At 63.2% G+C, this 17,260-nt stretch carries 17 protein-coding genes, 1 tRNA gene and 1 pseudogene; 11 read left to right on the top strand and 8 right to left on the bottom strand.

What is annotated here, in order from left to right:
* Nucleotides 1–133: 133 nt before the first annotated feature.
* Nucleotides 134–940, top strand: coding sequence for an undecaprenyl-diphosphate phosphatase (locus ACQR1W_RS10315; protein ID WP_008972706.1), 807 nt, complete (start codon nt 134–136; stop codon nt 938–940).
* Nucleotides 941–967: 27 nt separating this feature from the next.
* On the opposite strand, the gene ACQR1W_RS10310 is transcribed toward ACQR1W_RS10315, so the two are convergent.
* The gene (locus ACQR1W_RS10310) at nt 968–1,936 is read right to left on the bottom strand and encodes a complex I NDUFA9 subunit family protein (RefSeq protein WP_434850680.1); all 969 of its coding nucleotides are present in this window, start codon (nt 1,934–1,936) and stop codon (nt 968–970) included.
* A gap of 216 nt (nt 1,937–2,152) precedes the next feature.
* Here ACQR1W_RS10310 and ACQR1W_RS10305 point away from each other — a divergent pair.
* Together ACQR1W_RS10305 and ACQR1W_RS10300 are read left to right on the top strand one after the other, a co-directional pair.
* A tRNA-Leu gene (locus tag ACQR1W_RS10305) sits at nt 2,153–2,239 on the top strand.
* 1,220 nt (nt 2,240–3,459) lie between these two features.
* A complete protein-coding gene (locus ACQR1W_RS10300; protein WP_434850679.1) occupies nt 3,460–4,248 on the top strand; it encodes a hypothetical protein in 789 nt (262 codons plus the stop codon).
* A 58-nt stretch (nt 4,249–4,306) separates the two neighbouring features.
* Here the strand turns inward: ACQR1W_RS10300 and ACQR1W_RS10295 are convergent.
* The 3 genes and pseudogenes from ACQR1W_RS10295 to ACQR1W_RS10285 all read right to left on the bottom strand — a co-directional run.
* Nucleotides 4,307–4,612: pseudogene (locus ACQR1W_RS10295) on the bottom strand (very short patch repair endonuclease); the annotation flags it as partial.
* A gap of 47 nt (nt 4,613–4,659) precedes the next feature.
* The gene (locus tag ACQR1W_RS10290) at nt 4,660–6,027 is read right to left on the bottom strand and encodes a DNA cytosine methyltransferase (protein ID WP_434850678.1); all 1,368 of its coding nucleotides are present in this window, start codon (nt 6,025–6,027) and stop codon (nt 4,660–4,662) included.
* A gap of 90 nt (nt 6,028–6,117) precedes the next feature.
* The gene (locus tag ACQR1W_RS10285; RefSeq protein ID WP_434850677.1) at nt 6,118–7,017 is read right to left on the bottom strand and encodes a dCTP deaminase domain-containing protein; all 900 of its coding nucleotides are present in this window, start codon (nt 7,015–7,017) and stop codon (nt 6,118–6,120) included.
* A gap of 57 nt (nt 7,018–7,074) precedes the next feature.
* Here ACQR1W_RS10285 and ACQR1W_RS10280 point away from each other — a divergent pair, with 57 nt between their 5' ends.
* The 8 genes from ACQR1W_RS10280 (at nt 7,075) to ptsN (ending at nt 14,608) form a co-directional block, all read left to right on the top strand.
* Nucleotides 7,075–7,572 carry a deoxycytidylate deaminase gene (locus ACQR1W_RS10280; RefSeq protein ID WP_434850676.1) on the top strand — a complete coding sequence of 166 codons (498 nt, stop codon included), beginning with the start codon at nt 7,075–7,077 and terminating at the stop codon, nt 7,570–7,572.
* Between the two features lie 332 nt (nt 7,573–7,904).
* Nucleotides 7,905–8,519, top strand: a complete 615-nt coding sequence (locus tag ACQR1W_RS10275; protein WP_434850675.1) for a ribonuclease D — start codon at nt 7,905–7,907, stop codon at nt 8,517–8,519.
* A 164-nt stretch (nt 8,520–8,683) separates the two neighbouring features.
* A complete protein-coding gene (gene lptC, locus ACQR1W_RS10270) occupies nt 8,684–9,427 on the top strand; it encodes an LPS export ABC transporter periplasmic protein LptC (protein WP_434850674.1) in 744 nt (247 codons plus the stop codon).
* A 4-nt stretch (nt 9,428–9,431) separates the two neighbouring features.
* Nucleotides 9,432–10,133, top strand: coding sequence for an LptA/OstA family protein (locus ACQR1W_RS10265; protein ID WP_434850673.1), 702 nt, complete (start codon nt 9,432–9,434; stop codon nt 10,131–10,133).
* Between the two features lie 270 nt (nt 10,134–10,403).
* On the top strand, nt 10,404–11,387 hold the full coding sequence (gene lptB / locus ACQR1W_RS10260; protein WP_434850672.1) for an LPS export ABC transporter ATP-binding protein: 984 nt from the start codon (nt 10,404–10,406) through the stop codon (nt 11,385–11,387).
* A gap of 200 nt (nt 11,388–11,587) precedes the next feature.
* Nucleotides 11,588–13,216: an RNA polymerase factor sigma-54 gene (rpoN, locus tag ACQR1W_RS10255; protein ID WP_434850671.1), complete on the top strand. Its 1,629-nt coding sequence runs from the start codon at nt 11,588–11,590 to the stop codon at nt 13,214–13,216.
* An 88-nt stretch (nt 13,217–13,304) separates the two neighbouring features.
* Complete coding sequence (gene hpf / locus ACQR1W_RS10250) at nt 13,305–13,895, top strand: ribosome hibernation-promoting factor, HPF/YfiA family (protein ID WP_434850670.1); 591 nt, start codon at nt 13,305–13,307, stop codon at nt 13,893–13,895.
* Between the two features lie 251 nt (nt 13,896–14,146).
* Nucleotides 14,147–14,608, top strand: coding sequence for a PTS IIA-like nitrogen regulatory protein PtsN (gene ptsN / locus ACQR1W_RS10245; RefSeq protein ID WP_434850669.1), 462 nt, complete (start codon nt 14,147–14,149; stop codon nt 14,606–14,608).
* A 13-nt stretch (nt 14,609–14,621) separates the two neighbouring features.
* Here ptsN and ACQR1W_RS10240 read toward each other — a convergent pair whose 3' ends face one another.
* From ACQR1W_RS10240 to ACQR1W_RS10225, 4 genes are all read right to left on the bottom strand, one after another.
* Nucleotides 14,622–15,128, bottom strand: a complete 507-nt coding sequence (locus ACQR1W_RS10240; RefSeq protein ID WP_434850668.1) for a GNAT family N-acetyltransferase — start codon at nt 15,126–15,128, stop codon at nt 14,622–14,624.
* A 107-nt stretch (nt 15,129–15,235) separates the two neighbouring features.
* Complete coding sequence (locus ACQR1W_RS10235) at nt 15,236–15,499, bottom strand: DUF1150 family protein (protein ID WP_008971966.1); 264 nt, start codon at nt 15,497–15,499, stop codon at nt 15,236–15,238.
* A 63-nt stretch (nt 15,500–15,562) separates the two neighbouring features.
* Nucleotides 15,563–15,988, bottom strand: coding sequence for an Hsp20 family protein (locus tag ACQR1W_RS10230; RefSeq protein WP_008971965.1), 426 nt, complete (start codon nt 15,986–15,988; stop codon nt 15,563–15,565).
* 134 nt (nt 15,989–16,122) lie between these two features.
* A complete protein-coding gene (locus ACQR1W_RS10225; RefSeq protein WP_434850667.1) occupies nt 16,123–17,226 on the bottom strand; it encodes a sn-glycerol-3-phosphate import ATP-binding protein UgpC in 1,104 nt (367 codons plus the stop codon).
* Nucleotides 17,227–17,260 lie beyond the last annotated feature (34 nt).

The following is a 17,260-nucleotide window of genomic DNA, read 5'->3' as shown; positions in this document are numbered from 1 at the left end:
TGCCCGGCTGGCGGCTTTTTGAGATTGCGGGCGCTGGCCGAATAAGCGAGAAGGACGCCGCTTTTCGCGGATCTCGCCCCATCGCGGGCGCATGTCGGCGGTGGGCGCGAGCCGGCAATGACGGATCAAATTCATGATGTCAGACACGCTGCGGGCGGTGATTCTCGGAATCGTCGAGGGCGTCACCGAGTTCCTCCCGGTCTCGTCGACCGGCCATCTGCTGCTGGCCGAACGGTTTTTCGGGCTCGGCGAGGACGGCTTCTGGAAGAGCTTTGCGATCCTGATCCAGCTCGGCGCCATCCTGGCGATCGTCGCGCTCTACTTCTTCAAGCTGTCGCGCGTGGCGATCGGCGCGCTGTCGAATGCCGATGATCGCCGCTTCATCATCGGTGTGCTGGTGGCGTTCCTGCCGGCCGTGATCATCGGCCTGATCGCCGGCAAATACATCAAGGCGCTCTTGTTCGATCCATGGGTGGTCTGCTTCTCGCTGATCGTCGGCGGTGCGATCCTGCTCTGGGTCGATCAGATCGATCTCAAGCCGCGCGAGCATGACGCCACGCGCTACCCGCTGATGATGTATCTGTGGATCGGCGTGGCGCAGTGTCTGGCGATGATCCCCGGCGTGTCGCGCTCGGGCGCCACCATCGTGGCGGCGATGCTGCTCGGCGCCGACAAGCGCTCGGCCGCCGAATTCTCGTTCTTCCTGGCAATCCCGACCATGATCGGCGCCTTCGTCTACGACTTCTACAAGAGCCGCGCCGAGATGACGGCCGATCATCTCGGCATCGTCGCCATCGGCTTCGTGGTGTCGTTCATCACCGCGATGATCGTGGTGAAGGCCTTCCTCGGTTACGTCACCCGCCATGGCTTCGTGCTGTTCGCATGGTGGCGCGTGATCGTCGGCACGCTCGGCCTGATCGCGCTGGCGCTCGGCATGTAAGACCCGCCGAGCGCAGCTCGAGTCGCCTCAGGCGTTCTTGCGCTGGAACTGGCCGGCCGGGCGGAAGCGCCAGAGATATTGCGGGCCGACGGCCTCCAGCGAATCGGGCGTGATGCCGAGGCCCTGCAAGGTCCGGCCATCCGCCTGCGCAGCGTCCGAGACGACGTTGTCGCGGCGCAGGAGTTCGACCTGGTCGCCCGTCAGCTTCAGCGGGCCCGGCGCGAACTGCAGGAACGCGGCCTGGAATTTGGCGAGCCCGAACGGCAGCGACAGCAGCATGCGCTTGCGGTCGGTGATGTCGAGGATGATCTCGATGATCTCGCGGAAGCTCAACACCTCCGGGCCGCCCAGCTCGTAGGTGGCCCCTGCCCTCGCCTTGCCGTCGACGGCATCCGCGATCGCGGTTGCGACATCGCCGACATAGACCGGCTGCATCCTGGTGGCGCCGCCGCCGATCAACGGCAGGAACGGCGAGATCCGCGCCAGGCCGGCGAAGCGGTTGGTGAAATCGTCCTCGGGCCCGAACACCACCGATGGCCGCATGATCGTCGCGGTGGGCAGCGCGGTCAGCACCGCCTTCTCGCCCGCCGCCTTGGCCCGCGCATAAGCGGAGGGGGACTCCTCGTCAGCGCCGATCGCGGAAACATGCACCAGCTGCGCCCCTGCTCCGGCTGCCGCCTTGGCGACCGTCGCAGCCCCCTCCCCCTGCACGGCATTGAAGGTCTGCGCGCCGCTCTCGGTCAGGATGCCGACCAGGTTGATGATGGCGTGAGAATCGCGCATCGCGGCCTCGACCGACGCCGGATAGCGGAGATTGGCCTGCACCGCGTGGATCTGCCCGACCCGGCCCAAGGGCTGCAGGTGGCCTGCCAGCTCCGGGCGGCGCACCGCGACCCGGATGCGGTAATCCCGCTTGGCGAGTGCCCGGACCACGTGGCGGCCCAGGAAGCCCGAACCGCCGAAAACCGTAACGAGGGTGTCGAGATTCGATGCCATGGCCAATCCTCAAGCGTTCAGTGGGCCGTCCGGCCCGCGCGCGGGGTCGATCGCGCTTTTTTGCGGACGGTCGTCCGGACGATGCGCTGCTGTATAGCGCATCGTCCGGGAGGCGGAAAAGCGAAGACTGGTTTCGCCCACTTGCGGAAAAATCGTCACAAAAGTCGCATCCGCGGTTTGACAAGCGCGTCGTCGATCCGTACTAAGCGCCCCCATGCCCAGGTGGCGGAATTGGTAGACGCGCTGGCTTCAGGTGCCAGTGGCTTAACGGCCGTGAAGGTTCGAGTCCTTTCCTGGGCACCACGCTTCGCTCTTCGAGCTACGCATGGCACAGCCCCGCTTCGCCCCTTCCGGGCTTCGCGTTGCGCGGCAAAGGCCTGAGGCTCGCCGCTTACGGCTCCTGCCCACCTTCTGGCGCCTTATTTTCTGCTTCAATTGTCAAACAGCCCGCGCCCCTCTCTGCGCTGTCATCGCCCGCGAAGGCGGGCGATCCAGTACGCCGCGGCCTCTCCATCGTTCTCCGGCGGCTCTGGAATACTGGATGACCCGCCTGCGCGGGGCATGACGATCGAAAACCATACGTTCGCGATCTCGCGGCGCATGTCGCGTCCGAGTTTTGCTTCAGATCGCCCTCTTAAAGAACGAGGGCGCAGGGAAGGCCGGGTGTTTGGCCAACACCCATGGCCCGCCTGCAACAAAAAAGCAGGCGGCAGTCACCACAGGTGGGCCGCAACAACCGGCCTTCCCTGCGCGATGGTTTTAAGCTTATACGCGCTCTCCCCGGGGACCGGCTCTCTTGCCCCCGTCGCTCGCAATGCTCGTCGAATTGCATTGCAAGCTTGGCCACAGCACCGGGCGGCCAGGACCACACGATTTCACGTCCGCACCGGGATTGTTCGTCCGCTCGCAAATGCGCGCTGCAATCCGATGCGTCCACCGCATCCCGCGCTCAACGTTCGTGACGATCGCGAAGCGCCCCTCTCATGAACGCAGGACGCGGAGAAGATCGTCCTGATTTGCCCGACACGACAAGCCGCGCCCCCTGCGACAGAGTGGCACGACGGGCAGCTTGCGGATGGCGGCTATGCAGGACGAGCGGATCTCGCCTGATCGAAGCGTCTATCGGAGCGTCAACCCGGCCTTGCAAGAAGCTGGCAGTGTTCAGGCAGAGCATACATTCGTCGGCAGCTCGAATGGACGGGACCTTACTGGCGCGAAGCCGGCCCACGCGGCTTCGATTGTGATGGCGAATGACCACGATGGAGCTTGGGGCTACATTGAATGCCGCCCGCCTGGTGCTGGGCAAATTTTGTTGGTAGACGATGCAGATGCTTGTCCCAGCTATCGAGGCAGGGCGCTCCTAGCTTGAACGACGGTATACTGATGAACCGAGCACGGGGGAAGTTGTTCAGCCGCGTGCTGCCGCGGCTTCTCAGATTTTTGCGAGAAAATCTGCGATCGGCCGGGATGGACTCCCTCTGACGACTCAGGCCATCTCCAGAGCGCACCTCAGGTAGCCTACCATGCCCTTCTCTTTCGACAAGTTACCGTCATCGAGCCAGATCGTTCCCGAGCTTGAGAAAGCCGGAGATCGAGCGTTGTGCACCGATCGGACGGAGAAGCAGAAGTATGCACAACGCCTCTCGAATGCTTTGGCACTGCGGTTCGCGAACGAGCTGCGGAGTCGGTTCAAGGGCATCAAGCCCGATCAGGACGGGAGAGGGCAGGAGTCGCCGGCCAGGACGGCCAAGCGCGTCAAGAAGTTGGATGTAAACTACTCAACGGCCGAGCTTGGTCTTGGCCTCGGCGTTTCTCTGAAAACGATCAACTTCTCAGACCAAGGCTCAAGCCGCTACACGAAGAACTACACCCGCGTGGATGGCGAGCTACGAGCAGAGGCGTCAGACTTTCACGAGCGCCAGCCTTATGCGGTGATGATCGCGGTCGTCTTTATCCCGCTGGACACATGCAACGACGGCATTAATGGGCCATCCAGCTTCGGCAGTTGCGTTCGCGTGTTTCGTTATCGTGCCGGTCGCGAAGACCCGAAGGACGACTCGATGCTTTTCGAGCGGGTGTTCATAGGCCTGTACGATACGGATGAGGCGACCAACGGTCGCGTCGGGTTTTTTGACGTGATGAACGCGCCTCCCAAGCGCGGGCGTCCGGCCTCGCTTATTTCTTTCGCCGAGCTTGTCGCGGAGATCGTCTCGACTTACGACGCGCGGAATAGTCCGCCCTTCCATTGGGCCGAAGGCGAGGTCGAGGAGACGCCTGAGCCGCCGGCTGTGGAGATCGACACTGATGAATGAGAGCATCTAGGCGGGGCAAGCGAGGACAACTCGTTAGCGCCTTGGCTTCACAACCCCATACCGTAACCACAAGATAGCCTTGAGCGCGAAGCTGTGCTGCTTTCGTAGCGTCCCGCCGCTTGTTATCGCGGACTTTGGTTGACCAGAACTTCGTGTTGCTCTTGGGCAGGCGAGCCAACTTGCAACCACGATGACCATGCCAGAAACAGCCATGCACGAACACAGCCCATCGCCTGCGACGGTTAGCCAGGTCGGGGGAGCCGGGCAGATCGCGATTGTGCACCGTGAAGCGAAGCCCTCGCCTCCACAGATAAGCCCGGACCAGAAGTTCGAGATCAGTCCCTTGTTGCCGAACGCGTTTCATCCTCGCGGAGATCGCGGGTGTCGTGATGAGTTCGGCGCGGCTGCGCTTCACTCGGCTCCAACCGCCACCTGTCGGATGTCAGCGATTGACCGCCGTCCGGGGAGTGGCCCGCTGTTACCAATCGCGCTAACTACATCCAGATGGGCCTCCACGGCCTCTTTGAAGCCGGGCACAAATCGTAATCTCGATGCCGTGATGCGTTTCAGGAAGCCAGCAGTAGCACGTTCTGACAACAGCGGAGAGGAGAACTGGAGGAAGTCGGCGAGCGGTTCGGCGCGACGGGCGACAGGCCAGGCGCCGATATCTGCTGCCCAGCGCCGGCCTCCGAAACCCCATGCTGCCTCAGGCCAAGCTTCTCCAGGCGTTAGCATCCGCTCGGAAACAGGGGTTGCCGCCTGTGGACGCCTAAGCTGCTGGCCTATCCACGTCGAAACCTCCACGTTGACCGCGTTGCCGACTTGGCTCCAGCGTCGTCGATGCCGGAATGGCAGAACATTCTGCTGACCACGAAGATCCGTCACGTCAGTCCAACCCGGATCGAAGCCCTGAAAACGCTCCGCGTCGCGTATGTCGGGTGTAACGATGCGGCCATCTGGCAAGAGAATTGCGGGTGGAGATGGGATTGAAACGGCGGAGCCACCTTTGAAGGTTGGGATGCAGTCCTCGCCCCACCCTAGCCCTCTGGTGCCCTCAGTCCAATAGAATCCGTGAGCGCTTTCCGTGATCGGCCGCTTATGTTCAAGTTCCGACTCGTTTCCTTGAAACAGCACTTCGCGCGGATCGCCAACCAAAGTGGCGTAAAGGAAGACGCGACGCCGCCGCTGGGGTATGCCAAAGGCTCTTGCGTCGATAGTTCTGAACGCCCAGCAATAGCCGAGCTGCTCCAGTTTGCTCACGACCTCTTCGAGGTAACGGCCCTTGTGGAGAGTGCGCCAGTTAGGAACGTTCTCCAGCAGGACATGATCGAACGGGCGTCGTCTCAAAAGCTCCAGAGTCTCGCGAACGAGCACTGACTGCTCGCCCTCAAACCCCTGTGTCCGTCCCGCCTGACTGAGATCCGTGCACGGGAAGCCAGCAGTCAACAGGTTGGATCGCGGTGAGATCGCTTTGAGCAGACCGCGAACGTCTCGCACATCGGGCATGATCTTGATGCGCTTGAAACGCGCCGCGAGTACGGCGGCGGCCTCCGTATCGCTCTCGCAGAATAATGTGGTCTGGTGGCCGGCGCGGTGCAGTCCAAGTTCCAGCCCACCGATACCGGCGAACAGCGCCGTGACGTTCAATGAGCGAGCCACACCGTTCTCCTTGCGTTCCGACTCATTGAATAGCACGACGTAGGAGGAAACTCGAGAACAAAAAACGAGATTGTTCACCGAGATAAAAGGGGCAATCGACCAGTGCCGGTCGGGCACCATGCATTGAGAATGCAGCGTTTTCGCTCGCCGGCACGAAGATGCTGAGCCTATGGCGCTCACGTGATCCCATGCGGGGGGGGCGATCGTCCTTCATTGGTGTGTCGGTGGACCCTTGTCCGGCCCGTTGTGATTGGTCGGCGGGGTTGTGGGTGGAGAAGCCGGTGCGGGCAGCGGTGTTGCCGCGGGGGAGGAAGCAGGTGCGGGCGCCGCTGTCATTGCGGACGAGGAGGTGGGCGACGGTACTGGCGTTGCCACTGTTTGTGCGGTGGGTGCAGGCGCTACTGCTTCGAGTTTGAGCAATTTCTCCTGCAAACTCGTCACTTTATCTCTGAGCGACTCCACTTCGGAGGCTGTTGGCCTTCCGGCGGCGCTTGGGAGCCAAGTTGCGACCCACTGGACGGCGATCTGGGCGAGAGTGAGCAGCAACGCTATTCCGACAACCCACGCAAGCGCATCCGAGCGAATTCGATCAAGGACCTTCTTACCGGCGGCTTCGGTTATAGTATTGGTGTCCAGAAAAGTGATCGGAAACTTGGAAGCTGCAATCTTCTGTATTTCCTTCATGTAATTCTCAAGCGAAGGGGCCGTTCGCAACTTCGCGGCTGGCTCATGCTCAAAGAAACTTACGCGAAGGAAGGCATCGCCTTCGGCAACGGCTTGGGGGATCTTGCTGAAATTGAGGAGGGTTGTCGCTATCGGACCTTCCCAACCTGGATCGACGATGCCAACCGTAAGTGCCCAGATGCCATGCCTCGTCATCGTTGTCTTGTAAGTGACATGCCCCGTCAATTGGTCTGAAAGCTGGAGTTCCTCCGCAGAGACCACCTGAACCATATGCCCCGGATCTAACGTAAATGGCCCATTCACTCTCTTACCTTGATCGTCAAAGATGCAGCCAATTGTTAGGTCGAAGCTGGATCCTTGGGCTTGAGGATTCCCACCTTTGAAAAACCTCTTCGGGTCCAAACTGCTTCCCGCTACAAGCGTCATCTTCTTCCCCCTGTGGCAACTTGTTGTCGCGCAAACAGGTAACGCACGGAAATCGCAATGGCAACCTCGAGGCGGGATCTTCGTCTTCTGCAACTATGCGATGAAGTACGTCAAAGCAGCCATGATCCTGACCGCAAGGTGGGAGCGGTCGTTGCTAACGCTGCTGGGGAAGTCCTTGCCGTCGGAACTAATGCCCCGCCAGCCGCCCTCGGTCTTACGGTAGCTCAGAGCCACGCGGCCATCCGGCAGGATCCCAATTGGAAGTATTTCCTCCTCGAACATGCGGAGCGAAATGCGATCTTCGAGGCGCTCAATCGGGGAAGGGCGCTGAGCGGTGCGACGATGTACGGCACACTGTTTCCTTGTGCCGACTGCGCGAGAGCTATCGTAGCTTCGGGGCTAACCCGCCTCGTTGTCCTTGGTCCGGGTCTGGACACCATCAGGGACCAGAAGTGGCTCGATCACTACCGCCACGCGCAGCGCATTTTCGAGTTGGCTGGTCTCACAGTGGAGGTGGTCAATCCAGACGAGTTGAAGTCCCAAGATCGAAACTGACCCTTGCCGACCGGAACGTTGCCCCGCGAGCTTCCGCATTCTCGCGACGGAATCCGCGCCCGAGTTGTGCTGATCTCGTTGCCCTCGATAGCGAGGGCGCAGGGAAGGCCGGGTGTTTGGCCAACACGCATGGCCCGCCTCGCTGGCGAGTTCAGTCTTGTGTTCCCGCCTCCGTCGCAGTAATCGGAGCTGCGACGCGTGGTTGAGCTGTTTCGGCTCGACGATCTTTGCCGGTTAGTTACCCAAATCTGCTCCAAGGCAGTGCCGCGCTCGTCACGACCCGCGTTGATCGCTAATGAAGGTCGGACCTCGTTCGACAGGATGTTTGCACCATGACCGTACGCCTGCACCGCGGCGACCTGCCCGATCTGTCCCGCTACACCACCTCGGTCGCCATCGACACCGAGACCATGGGCCTCAATCCGCATCGTGACCGGCTGTGCGTGGTGCAGCTCTCGCCGGGCGACGGCTCGGCTGACGTGGTGCAGATCCCGAAGGGGCACACCGATGCGCCGAACCTGAAGGCGCTGTTGGCCAATCCCGCGATCACCAAGATCTTCCACTTCGCGCGCTTCGACATCGCCGTGCTCTATCACGCCTTCGGTGTGATGCCGCAGCCGCTCTATTGCACCAAGATCGCCTCGCGGCTGGCGCGCACTTATACCGACCGTCACGGGCTGAAGGATCTCGTGCGCGAGCTGCTCAACGTCGATCTGTCGAAACAGCAGCAGTCGAGCGACTGGGGCGCGGAGGGGTTGAGCGAACCGCAGCTCGCTTACGCCGCGGCCGACGTGCTGCACCTGCATGGTTTGCGCGAGCGGCTTGATGCGATGCTGGCGCGGGAAGGGCGCAGCGCCATCGCGCAGGCCTGCTTCGAATTTCTGCCGACCCGGGCCAAGCTCGATCTCGGCGGCTTCGAAGCCGAGGACATTTTTGCCCATTCTTGATGGGCTGCGAGCTGCAGCACTGAATCTTAAATTCTTGTAACAATTTTGGCGCCGCAAGGGGGCACGAGGGTCACAGATCGGCCGTCGGTTCCGGCTGCAATGGCGACGACCTCCGTGGTACACTGCGGTTTGGAACTCGCGCCTCGGAGCAGCCTGGAGCCACGGTGAACTCGGTCCGCAATCCTGCCTATGATTCTTCCGGCCTGGAGGCGCGCTTCGCTGTCGCTGCGCGGCACAGCCGCATGGTCCGGGTGCTGCGGATCGCGGTTCCGGCGGCGGTCGGGCTCGCGATGGCCGTGGTGATCGGCATCTCGCTCTTCAATCCGTTCCACATGGAGATCAAGACCGACAACTTGACCGGCAACCTGGTCGTCTCCGGCAGCAAGGTCACCATGGAAACGCCGCACCTCACCGGGTTCACGCCGGACCAACGGCCGTACGATCTGGTCGCTCACAGCGCCATCCAGGACCTCACGGATCCCGACCACGTGCAGCTCAACATCCTGCGCGCCAAGGTGCTGATGGAAGACCAGTCGACCGTGACCTTGAAGGCGCGCACCGGCAATTTCGACACCAAGCAACAGCTCCTGGATTTGTACAAGGATGTCGTCCTGACGACGTCGACCGGCTACGAGGCGCATTTGAGCGAGGCCCATGCCGACATGGGCAAGGGCACCGTGGTCTCCGACAAGCCGGTCGACGTCAAACTGACCAACGGCACGCTGACTGCGGACCGCTTGCGAATCACCGACAATGGTGAGGTCGTGCGGTTCGAGGGCAATGTCGTCATGCATCTGGAAAACCTGGACGGCGGCGGTCCCGGCTCAGGCGCGCAGGCCGCCGAACCTGCGTCCGATTCTGCGCCCACGCAGCGGCCTCGGCCCATCAAGTCAACGAACGCAAAGTGAATTCATGATTGATCGTATCAGGCCCGATCGCGCGGGCGCTGCCGTTGCGCAACTTTTCCTTGTCGGCCTCCTGCTGGCGACGGCGCCCGGCGGCGCCTCGGCGCAAAGCGCCACGACAGGCGTGCCCAACGCGCTGCAGGGCTTTTCGCAGAACCGCGACCAGCCGATCCAGATCGAGGCGGCTTCGCTGGAGATGCGCGACAAGAAGAAGGAAGCGACCTTCTCCGGCAATGTGAAGGTGGTGCAGGGTGACACCACGATGACCTCGAAGTCGCTCGTGGTGTTCTACGAATCCGGCGGCTCCGGTACTTCTGGCGCCGCGGGGGCCAATGCCAAGCCTGCCAAGGGCGCCCCGATGCAGTCGGCGACCCCGGGGCCGGGCGGCAGCTCGGCGATCAAGCGGCTGGAAGCCCGCGGCGGCGTCACGGTGACCCAGAAGGACCAGGTCGTAACCGGCGAGACCGCGATTTTCGACACCAAGACCAACCAGATCACGATGCAGGGCGGGGTGGTGCTGACCCAGTGCAAGAACGTGCTGCGCGGCGACCGGCTGATGGTGGACATGACGACCGGCGTCTCCCGGGTCGAATCCGACAGCGGCAAGGTGCAGGCGCTGCTTCCACAAAGCACCGGCGGGGCAGGGCAGGGCTGCGGTTCGTCCGGTCCGGCCTCGCCACTATCGCTTGGTCCGGCCAAGCCGAAATGATCGCTCCGCGACGGCAGTTGAATGCCGCCGCGGCCGCCTCTATCTACCCGTACGGCAGAAGGCCGCTGCAACGAACTCGCCGCAATGCCTTGGCAGGTAAGGCCCTGGCAGTTCTTGGCAAGTTCGGAGGCTGCGGGCCGCGAAAGGTTTGGCCAGCCCCGAGGTCGAAGGCGTCCGCTGGGCAGAGCACGTCGTTTCGTTCATGGTGAACGGGCGAATCAGGCGCGAGCGGGTGGCGAGGCACCTTCGAGCGAGTTAAGCGAAGCGGGGATGGTGGATCTACGCGACATGTTCCGTCGGCAGCCCGCAAAGCGTGGCCAGCAGGGCTATGCGCGTTCGCGTGAGGACATCACCGCGATCGACGATCCGTTGGCGACGCTTGCCGACAGCGTGGGCGAGCGGCCCGGGCCGCGCATCAATCCGCGCTCCCCGCAGAACACCGAAACGCTGACGCGCAACAATCGGCCCTCAGCCGGCAGGTCCGCCGCCAAGCCGGCGAAGTCCGGTGCCGCTCCGCAGCTGCTGCGCCGGCCGGGCTTTCTCGCCGTCCACTCGATCGAGAAGAGCTTTGGCAGCCGCCAAGTCGTCCGCGGCGTCAGCATCTATGTCCGGCGCGGCGAGGCGGTGGGCCTGCTGGGACCGAACGGCGCCGGCAAGACCACGGTGTTCTACATGATCACCGGGCTGATCAAGGCCGATCGCGGCGCCATCGAGCTCGATGGCCACGACGTCACCAGGCTGCCGATGTATCAGCGCGCGCGGCTCGGCATCGGCTATCTGCCGCAGGAAGCCTCGATCTTTCGCGGCCTCACGGTGGAACAGAACATCCGCGCGGTGCTGGAAGTGGTCGAGCCGTCGCGCAAGAAGCGCGAACGCGAGCTCGACGCGCTGTTGGAAGAGTTCACCATCACGCGCCTGCGCAAGTCGCCGTCCATCGCGCTGTCCGGCGGCGAACGCCGCCGCGTCGAGATCGCCCGCGCACTGGCGACACGGCCGAACTACATGCTGCTCGACGAGCCGTTCGCCGGCATCGATCCGATCGCTGTCGGCGACATCCAGCAGCTGGTCCGCCATCTCACCAATCGCGGCATCGGCGTTCTGATCACCGACCACAATGTGCGCGAGACGCTCGGCCTGACCGACCGCGCCTATATCGTCTATGCCGGCCAGATCCTGACCGAGGGCAGCCCCGAGGAGATCGTCGCCGACCCCGACGTGCGACGGCTCTACCTGGGAGAGGAATTCCGACTGTAGCGTTCGGGCGATTTTTGTCGGGTTTGTCGCGATCGCGACAGCGGCCAAGCGTTGTCGAAGGACGTAGGCGGCGCTGCAGCCGGTAACCACTTATTGCAGCCGCGCTATAGTCCGATTTTCTTATTCGTCAAGCCGTGTACATCGGACGCAGAGTAGGATAAGCAAGAATTGGACCACTGTTAGGGAACGTTCTTGCTTCCATGGCGCTGACGCAGAGATTGGAATTCCGCCAGTCGCAATCGCTGGTGATGACGCCGCAGCTGATGCAGGCCATCAAGCTGCTGCAGCTGTCCAATCTCGACCTCGCAACCTTTGTCGAAGACGAGCTCGAGCGCAATCCGTTGCTCGAGCGCGCAGCCGACGGACCCGAGGCGCCGGTGGCTGGCGAGCAGACCGCGGAGCGCGCCGAGTTCTCGGAGTCCGAAGGCGGCGGCGAGGATTTCGCTGACGCGAGCGGCGGTGGCGAAAGCTTCGAGGCTCCCCAGGAAGACTGGATGAGTCGCGATCTCGGCAGCCGGACCGAGATCGAGCAGACCCTCGACACCGGGCTCGACAACGTCTTCTCCGAGGAGCCGGCGGAAGCTGCCGCGCGCAACGCCCAGGACGCGCCACCGACCACCTACACCGAATGGGGTGGCGGCGCCTCGAGCGATGAGGACTACAATCTCGAGGCGTTCGTTGCCGCCGAGACCACGCTGGCCGACCATCTGGCCGAGCAGGCGGCGGTCGCCTTCACGGCGCCGGCCGACCGCATGATCGGCCAGTATCTGATCGACCTCGTCGACGAGGCCGGCTATCTGCCGGCCGATCTCGGCCAGGCTGCCGACCGGCTCGGGGCCGAACAGGCCGACGTCGAGGCGGTGCTCAACGAATTGCAGAAGTTCGATCCGCCCGGCATCTGCGCGCGGAATTTGAGCGAGTGCCTGGCAATCCAGCTGCGCGAGCTCGATCGCTACGATCCGGCGATGCAGGCGCTCATCGAGCATCTCGATCTCCTGGCCAAGCGCGATTTCATTGCCTTGCGCAAGCTCTGCGGCGTCGACGACGAGGATCTCGTCGACATGATCGGCGAGATCCGCAGGCTCGATCCGAAGCCGGGTCTGAAGTTCGGCACGACGCGGACGCAGACCATGGTGCCGGATGTCTATGTGCGGCCGGGACCCGACGGCGGCTGGCTGGTCGAACTCAACAGCGACACGCTGCCGCGCGTGCTCGTGAACCAGGTCTATTATGCCGAACTGTCGAAGACGATCCGCAAGGACGGCGACAAGTCCTATTTCACTGACTGCCTGCAGAACGCGACCTGGCTGGTGCGTGCGCTCGACCAGCGCGCGCGCACGATCCTGAAAGTTGCGACCGAGATCGTGCGCCAGCAGGACGGGTTCTTCACCCACGGCGTCGCGCATCTGCGGCCCTTGAATCTGAAGGCTGTTGCAGATGCCATTCAGATGCACGAATCGACCGTGTCGCGTGTCACCGCCAACAAATACATGGCGACCAATCGCGGCACCTTCGAGCTGAAGTATTTCTTCACCGCGTCGATCGCGTCCGCCGATGGTGGCGAGGCGCATTCCGCGGAAGCCGTCCGTCACCACATCAAGCAGCTGATCGATGCGGAGGATCCGCAGGCGATCCTGTCCGACGATACAATTGTCGAAAAACTGCGCGCAGCCGGCATCGACATCGCGCGCCGCACGGTCGCGAAATACCGTGAAGCGATGCGGATTCCATCCTCGGTGCAGCGGCGGCGCGACAAGCAGAACATGCTCGCACATGCACTCTCGACGCCGTCCGGCTCAGACCGTTCCCGAGACGCGGCTCCGGCCTGACAGCACGGCGATATGGGACTTTCGCGGATTTGCGCCTTGCGCAAATCGGATTAGTCTCGGCTTCGGTTGACATTGATCGAGGCGGCAAATGACCCTGCGAATCTCCGGCAAGAGCATTAGCGTCGGCGAGGCGCTGCGCGGGCGCGTCAGCGAACGCACGGCGGAGGTGCTCCGAAAATATTTCGACGGCAACTACTCCGGCCACATCACGCTCTCCAAGGACGGCTTCGGCTTCAGGACCGATTGCGCGCTGCATCTCGATTCCGGAATCACGTTGGAAGCGGAGGCCAATGCGCCGGACGCCTATGCCAGCGCCGACCAGGCATTGCTGATGATCGAGAAGCGGCTGCGCCGCTACAAGAGCCGGTTGAAGGATCGTTCCGCGCGCAAGACGCACGCCGCCAATGCGGCGCTCGCCGACCTCTTGGACGTGCCGAGCTATGTCATTGAGGCGCCCGCCGAGGGCGATGAGGAGGTCTCCGCCTACAACCCTGTGATCATCGCTGAGGCGACCACGGCGCTGAAGCGGCTGTCGGTGTCCGAGGCGGTGCTGGAGCTCGATTTGTCGGGTGCCCCCTGCCTGGTGTTCCAACACGGCTCCAGCGGTCGGATCAACGTGATTTACCGCCGCGCGGACGGTAATATCGGCTGGGTGGATCCCCCCGCCGGGAAGGCCTAGGAACTGCCGCCTTCCTTGGCGAATTTTCGCTCCCGGACAGCGAAAGAGGCAGGTTTTCGGACGTCGTCCAACGATCTTAAGGATAGGCCCTGGGAACATGCTTGCGGGAGTTGGCACGGCCGTTGCGTTGGGGTAGAAGCCCCTCGCACCGGACCCGGGCGGGTCGAACCGCCCCGCGCCTCAGCTCCTTGACGCTGGTCGGTCCCGACCTATTTTCGCCCCTTGACGGTTCATTCACCTCGGAACGCCCTATGCCGATTACCGATCTGGTCGCACCCGAGGCGATTCTTCCCGCATTGAAGGTCAACAGCAAGAAGCAGGCGCTGCAGGAACTGGCTGCGCGCGCCGCGGCGCTGACCGGGCAGAACGAGCGGACCGTTTTCGAGGTGCTTTTGCAGCGCGAGAAGCTCGGCACCACGGCGGTCGGCTACGGCGTTGCGATCCCCCACGGCAAGCTACCGAAGCTGGAGAAGCTGTTCGGCCTGTTCGCCCGGCTGGAACGGCCGATCGATTTCGAGGCCATGGACGGCCAGCCGGTCGACCTGATCTTCCTGCTGCTGGCCCCCGAAGGGGCCGGCGCCGACCACCTGAAGGCGCTGGCGCGCATCGCGCGGCTGCTGCGCGACCAGGACGTCGCCAAGAAGCTGCGCGCGTCCCGTGATGCCCAGGCGATCTATTCCGTCCTGGCGCTGCCCCCGGCCTCCGCGGCCTGATGCCGCATCACGTTCACGGCAGATCGCGCGCCAGATAGCGCACCGTCTTGGCTCCGCCGTGAATGCCGGCCCTGCCGACCTCGGTGAAGCCCAGGGCGGCGTGAAAAGCGTCGGACCGCGGATTAGGTGGGTCGAGGTTCACTTCGCAGACAATGCGCTCGCGGCCGCCGGCTGTGGCTTTTCCGATCAACGCGTCATAAAGCTGTCGCGCCAGACCGCGTCCGCGCGCCGAGGGCGCGACCACGATGCGGTCGACATAGACGAAGCGCGGATAGCGCGCGCGAAACCAATGGAAGTTCGGGTTGTCGTAGACAGCGTTCTGATCGAGCGCGATCAGCAGCGCGTCAGCCTCCCCGATGCGCCAGGCGACATAGGCCTGCGCGACCAACTGCACGAACCGGTCCGTGTCCAGCCATGACAGCTCGGTGGCATGCGCATTGTTGAGCGCCAGCAGCGCGGCGCCAAGCGGCGCGCCGGCGACATCCGCAGACGTGATGGACGTGAGCAGCGCTTGTGTCATCGTGAGGGCAAAAAAATACGCGGAGCTGTCTCAAGGACAGATCCGCGCATCTCCATCAAGGTCATTCACGCTTGCATCGACCGCCGCTCGATGGGCGAGACCGTTGGTCAGTGCACGCTCACGGCCTGCAGCTCGTGGCTCCATGCATTCGCAATCGCGGCTTCGCGGCTATCGGTGAGCATGATCGGCGTGCCGTCGGCGGCATGCAGCGCGAACAGCTTCAGTCCCGGCGCGATTTGCGGTGCCTGCGGAAACAGTCCGGGCACATCCTCGGACCTGATCTGCTTCACATAGGCGATGTGACCTTCGCCCAGACTGGCCAGCGACTCCGCGGAGACGCCGAATTGAGACGCAACGTTACTCTCGTTCATGGTCTCGACTCCTCATCTTTGAGTCTTAAGCGGTCGAGTCCGCTACTCGTTCCATACCAACTATTATTCGTGTTCATTGATAGCGATTGTCTTAACAATCCGCTCCGGCTCCGGCCGGACCAGGTCGATCGACAACAGCCCGTTCTTCAGATCCGCACCCAGCACCTGCATCCCCTCCGCCAGCACGAATGTGCGCTGGAAGTGGCGCGCGGCAATGCCGCGATGGATGTATTGCCGGGTCTTGTCGTCCTGCTGCCGGCCGCGGATCACGAGCTGGTTTTCCTCAATGGTGACATCGAGTTGGTCGCGGGTAAAACCGGCGACCGCCAGCGTGATCCTCAGGCGTTCGGGCTGGCCATTGGTGCGTTCGAACCGCTCGATATTGTAGGGCGGATAGCCGTCGGCACCTTTGACGACGCGGTCGAGCACGCGCTCGATCTCGTCGAATCCCAGCAGAAACGGACTGGAAAGCGTAGGAACACGAGACATAGTTTACAAAGTCCTCTCGAAGCGACTTTGACGTTTCAGGGCCCTGTCGGCACCCCTTGAACAGCAATATGGGCACGAGCCCCGGGCGGTTCAAGCGCCCGCCCAACCCCTAAACCGCGTGTGTCTCGAACGGGTTAAAGCGCGATCCGGCGGCGTCCGTCGGCCGAAAACAGATGCAGCCTGTTGCGCGGCGCCACCACGCGGATGGCGGCGCCGATTGCGGGCGCCGTTGTGCCGGGCACCCGCACGATGACGTCGTTCGCCGTCGCCGCGAGGGTCGGCGTGCCGTTCGCATCGGTCTGGACGGCCGTATTGGACGGCCGGCGCGCGCCATAGACGAACGTCTCCGCCCCGACATGCTCGATCGCCTCCACGGTCAGATCGAGCGCGAGACCGCCGGCCGGCTGTCCCTCGGCAAGCTCGAGATCCTCCGGCCGGATGCCGAGCAGGCCGGCGTCGCCCGGGATCTGGCCCGAGCCATCCAGCTGCGATCTGGCGCCGTCGAGCGGCATCAGGTTCATCGGCGGCGCGCCGATGAAGGACGCGACGAAGGTCGTTGCCGGCTTGTGATAGATGTCCAGCGGATTGCCGATCTGCTCGACCTGTCCGCCATTCATCACCACCAGGATGTCGGCGAGCGTCATCGCCTCGAGCTGGTCGTGGGTGACGTAGATTGCCGTGGTGTTCAGCCGGCGTTGCAGCTTGCGGATCTCGACCCGCATCGCGATCCGGAGCTTGGCGTCGAGATTGGACAGCGGCTCGTCGAACAGAAACACCTTGGGCTGGCGCACGATGGCGCGGCCCATCGCCACGCGCTGGCGCTGGCCGCCGGACAATTGCCGCGGCTTGCGCTGGAGCATCGCGCCGAGCTCGAGGATACGCGCAGCCTCTTCGACGCGCGTCTTGATCTCGGCCTCGCTCATGCCGCGGTTGCGCAGGCCATAGGCCATGTTGTTGTACACGCTCATATGCGGGTAGAGCGCGTAGTTCTGGAACACCATGGCGATGTCCCGATCGGCCGGCTCGATCGTGTTGACGATCCGGCCGCCGATATCGATCTCACCCGAGGTGATCGTCTCCAGCCCTGCGACCATCCGCAGCAGCGTGGATTTGCCGCAGCCGGAGGGGCCGACCAGAACACAGAACTGGCCGTCGCCGACCTCGAAATCGATGCCTTTGATGGCCTCGAAGCCGCCTTGGTAGACCTTGCGGACGTTGCGGAGCGTGACGTTAGCCATGGAGATGTCCAGCGAATGGCGAATAAGAAGGAGC

The organism is Bradyrhizobium sp. HKCCYLS1011, assembly GCF_051167795.1.
GTDB lineage: Bacteria > Pseudomonadota > Alphaproteobacteria > Rhizobiales > Xanthobacteraceae > Bradyrhizobium.
The sequence above is the reverse complement of the archived record's forward strand: the minus strand, read 5'-3'. Positions and strand labels throughout refer to the sequence as shown.

Coding starts and splice junctions, on each gene's coding strand:
- ACQR1W_RS10315 (WP_008972706.1), top strand. CDS start 134: ATGATGTCAGACACGCTGCGGGCGGTGATTCTCGGAATCGTCGAGGGC.
- ACQR1W_RS10310 (WP_434850680.1), bottom strand. CDS start 1,936: ATGGCATCGAATCTCGACACCCTCGTTACGGTTTTCGGCGGTTCGGGC.
- ACQR1W_RS10300 (WP_434850679.1), top strand. CDS start 3,460: ATGCCCTTCTCTTTCGACAAGTTACCGTCATCGAGCCAGATCGTTCCC.
- ACQR1W_RS10290 (WP_434850678.1), bottom strand. CDS start 6,027: ATGGTGCCCGACCGGCACTGGTCGATTGCCCCTTTTATCTCGGTGAAC.
- ACQR1W_RS10285 (WP_434850677.1), bottom strand. CDS start 7,017: ATGACGCTTGTAGCGGGAAGCAGTTTGGACCCGAAGAGGTTTTTCAAA.
- ACQR1W_RS10280 (WP_434850676.1), top strand. CDS start 7,075: ATGGCAACCTCGAGGCGGGATCTTCGTCTTCTGCAACTATGCGATGAA.
- ACQR1W_RS10275 (WP_434850675.1), top strand. CDS start 7,905: ATGACCGTACGCCTGCACCGCGGCGACCTGCCCGATCTGTCCCGCTAC.
- ACQR1W_RS10265 (WP_434850673.1), top strand. CDS start 9,432: ATGATTGATCGTATCAGGCCCGATCGCGCGGGCGCTGCCGTTGCGCAA.
- lptB (WP_434850672.1), top strand. CDS start 10,404: ATGGTGGATCTACGCGACATGTTCCGTCGGCAGCCCGCAAAGCGTGGC.
- rpoN (WP_434850671.1), top strand. CDS start 11,588: ATGGCGCTGACGCAGAGATTGGAATTCCGCCAGTCGCAATCGCTGGTG.
- hpf (WP_434850670.1), top strand. CDS start 13,305: ATGACCCTGCGAATCTCCGGCAAGAGCATTAGCGTCGGCGAGGCGCTG.
- ptsN (WP_434850669.1), top strand. CDS start 14,147: ATGCCGATTACCGATCTGGTCGCACCCGAGGCGATTCTTCCCGCATTG.
- ACQR1W_RS10240 (WP_434850668.1), bottom strand. CDS start 15,128: ATGACACAAGCGCTGCTCACGTCCATCACGTCTGCGGATGTCGCCGGC.
- ACQR1W_RS10235 (WP_008971966.1), bottom strand. CDS start 15,499: ATGAACGAGAGTAACGTTGCGTCTCAATTCGGCGTCTCCGCGGAGTCG.
- ACQR1W_RS10230 (WP_008971965.1), bottom strand. CDS start 15,988: ATGTCTCGTGTTCCTACGCTTTCCAGTCCGTTTCTGCTGGGATTCGAC.
- ACQR1W_RS10225 (WP_434850667.1), bottom strand. CDS start 17,226: ATGGCTAACGTCACGCTCCGCAACGTCCGCAAGGTCTACCAAGGCGGC.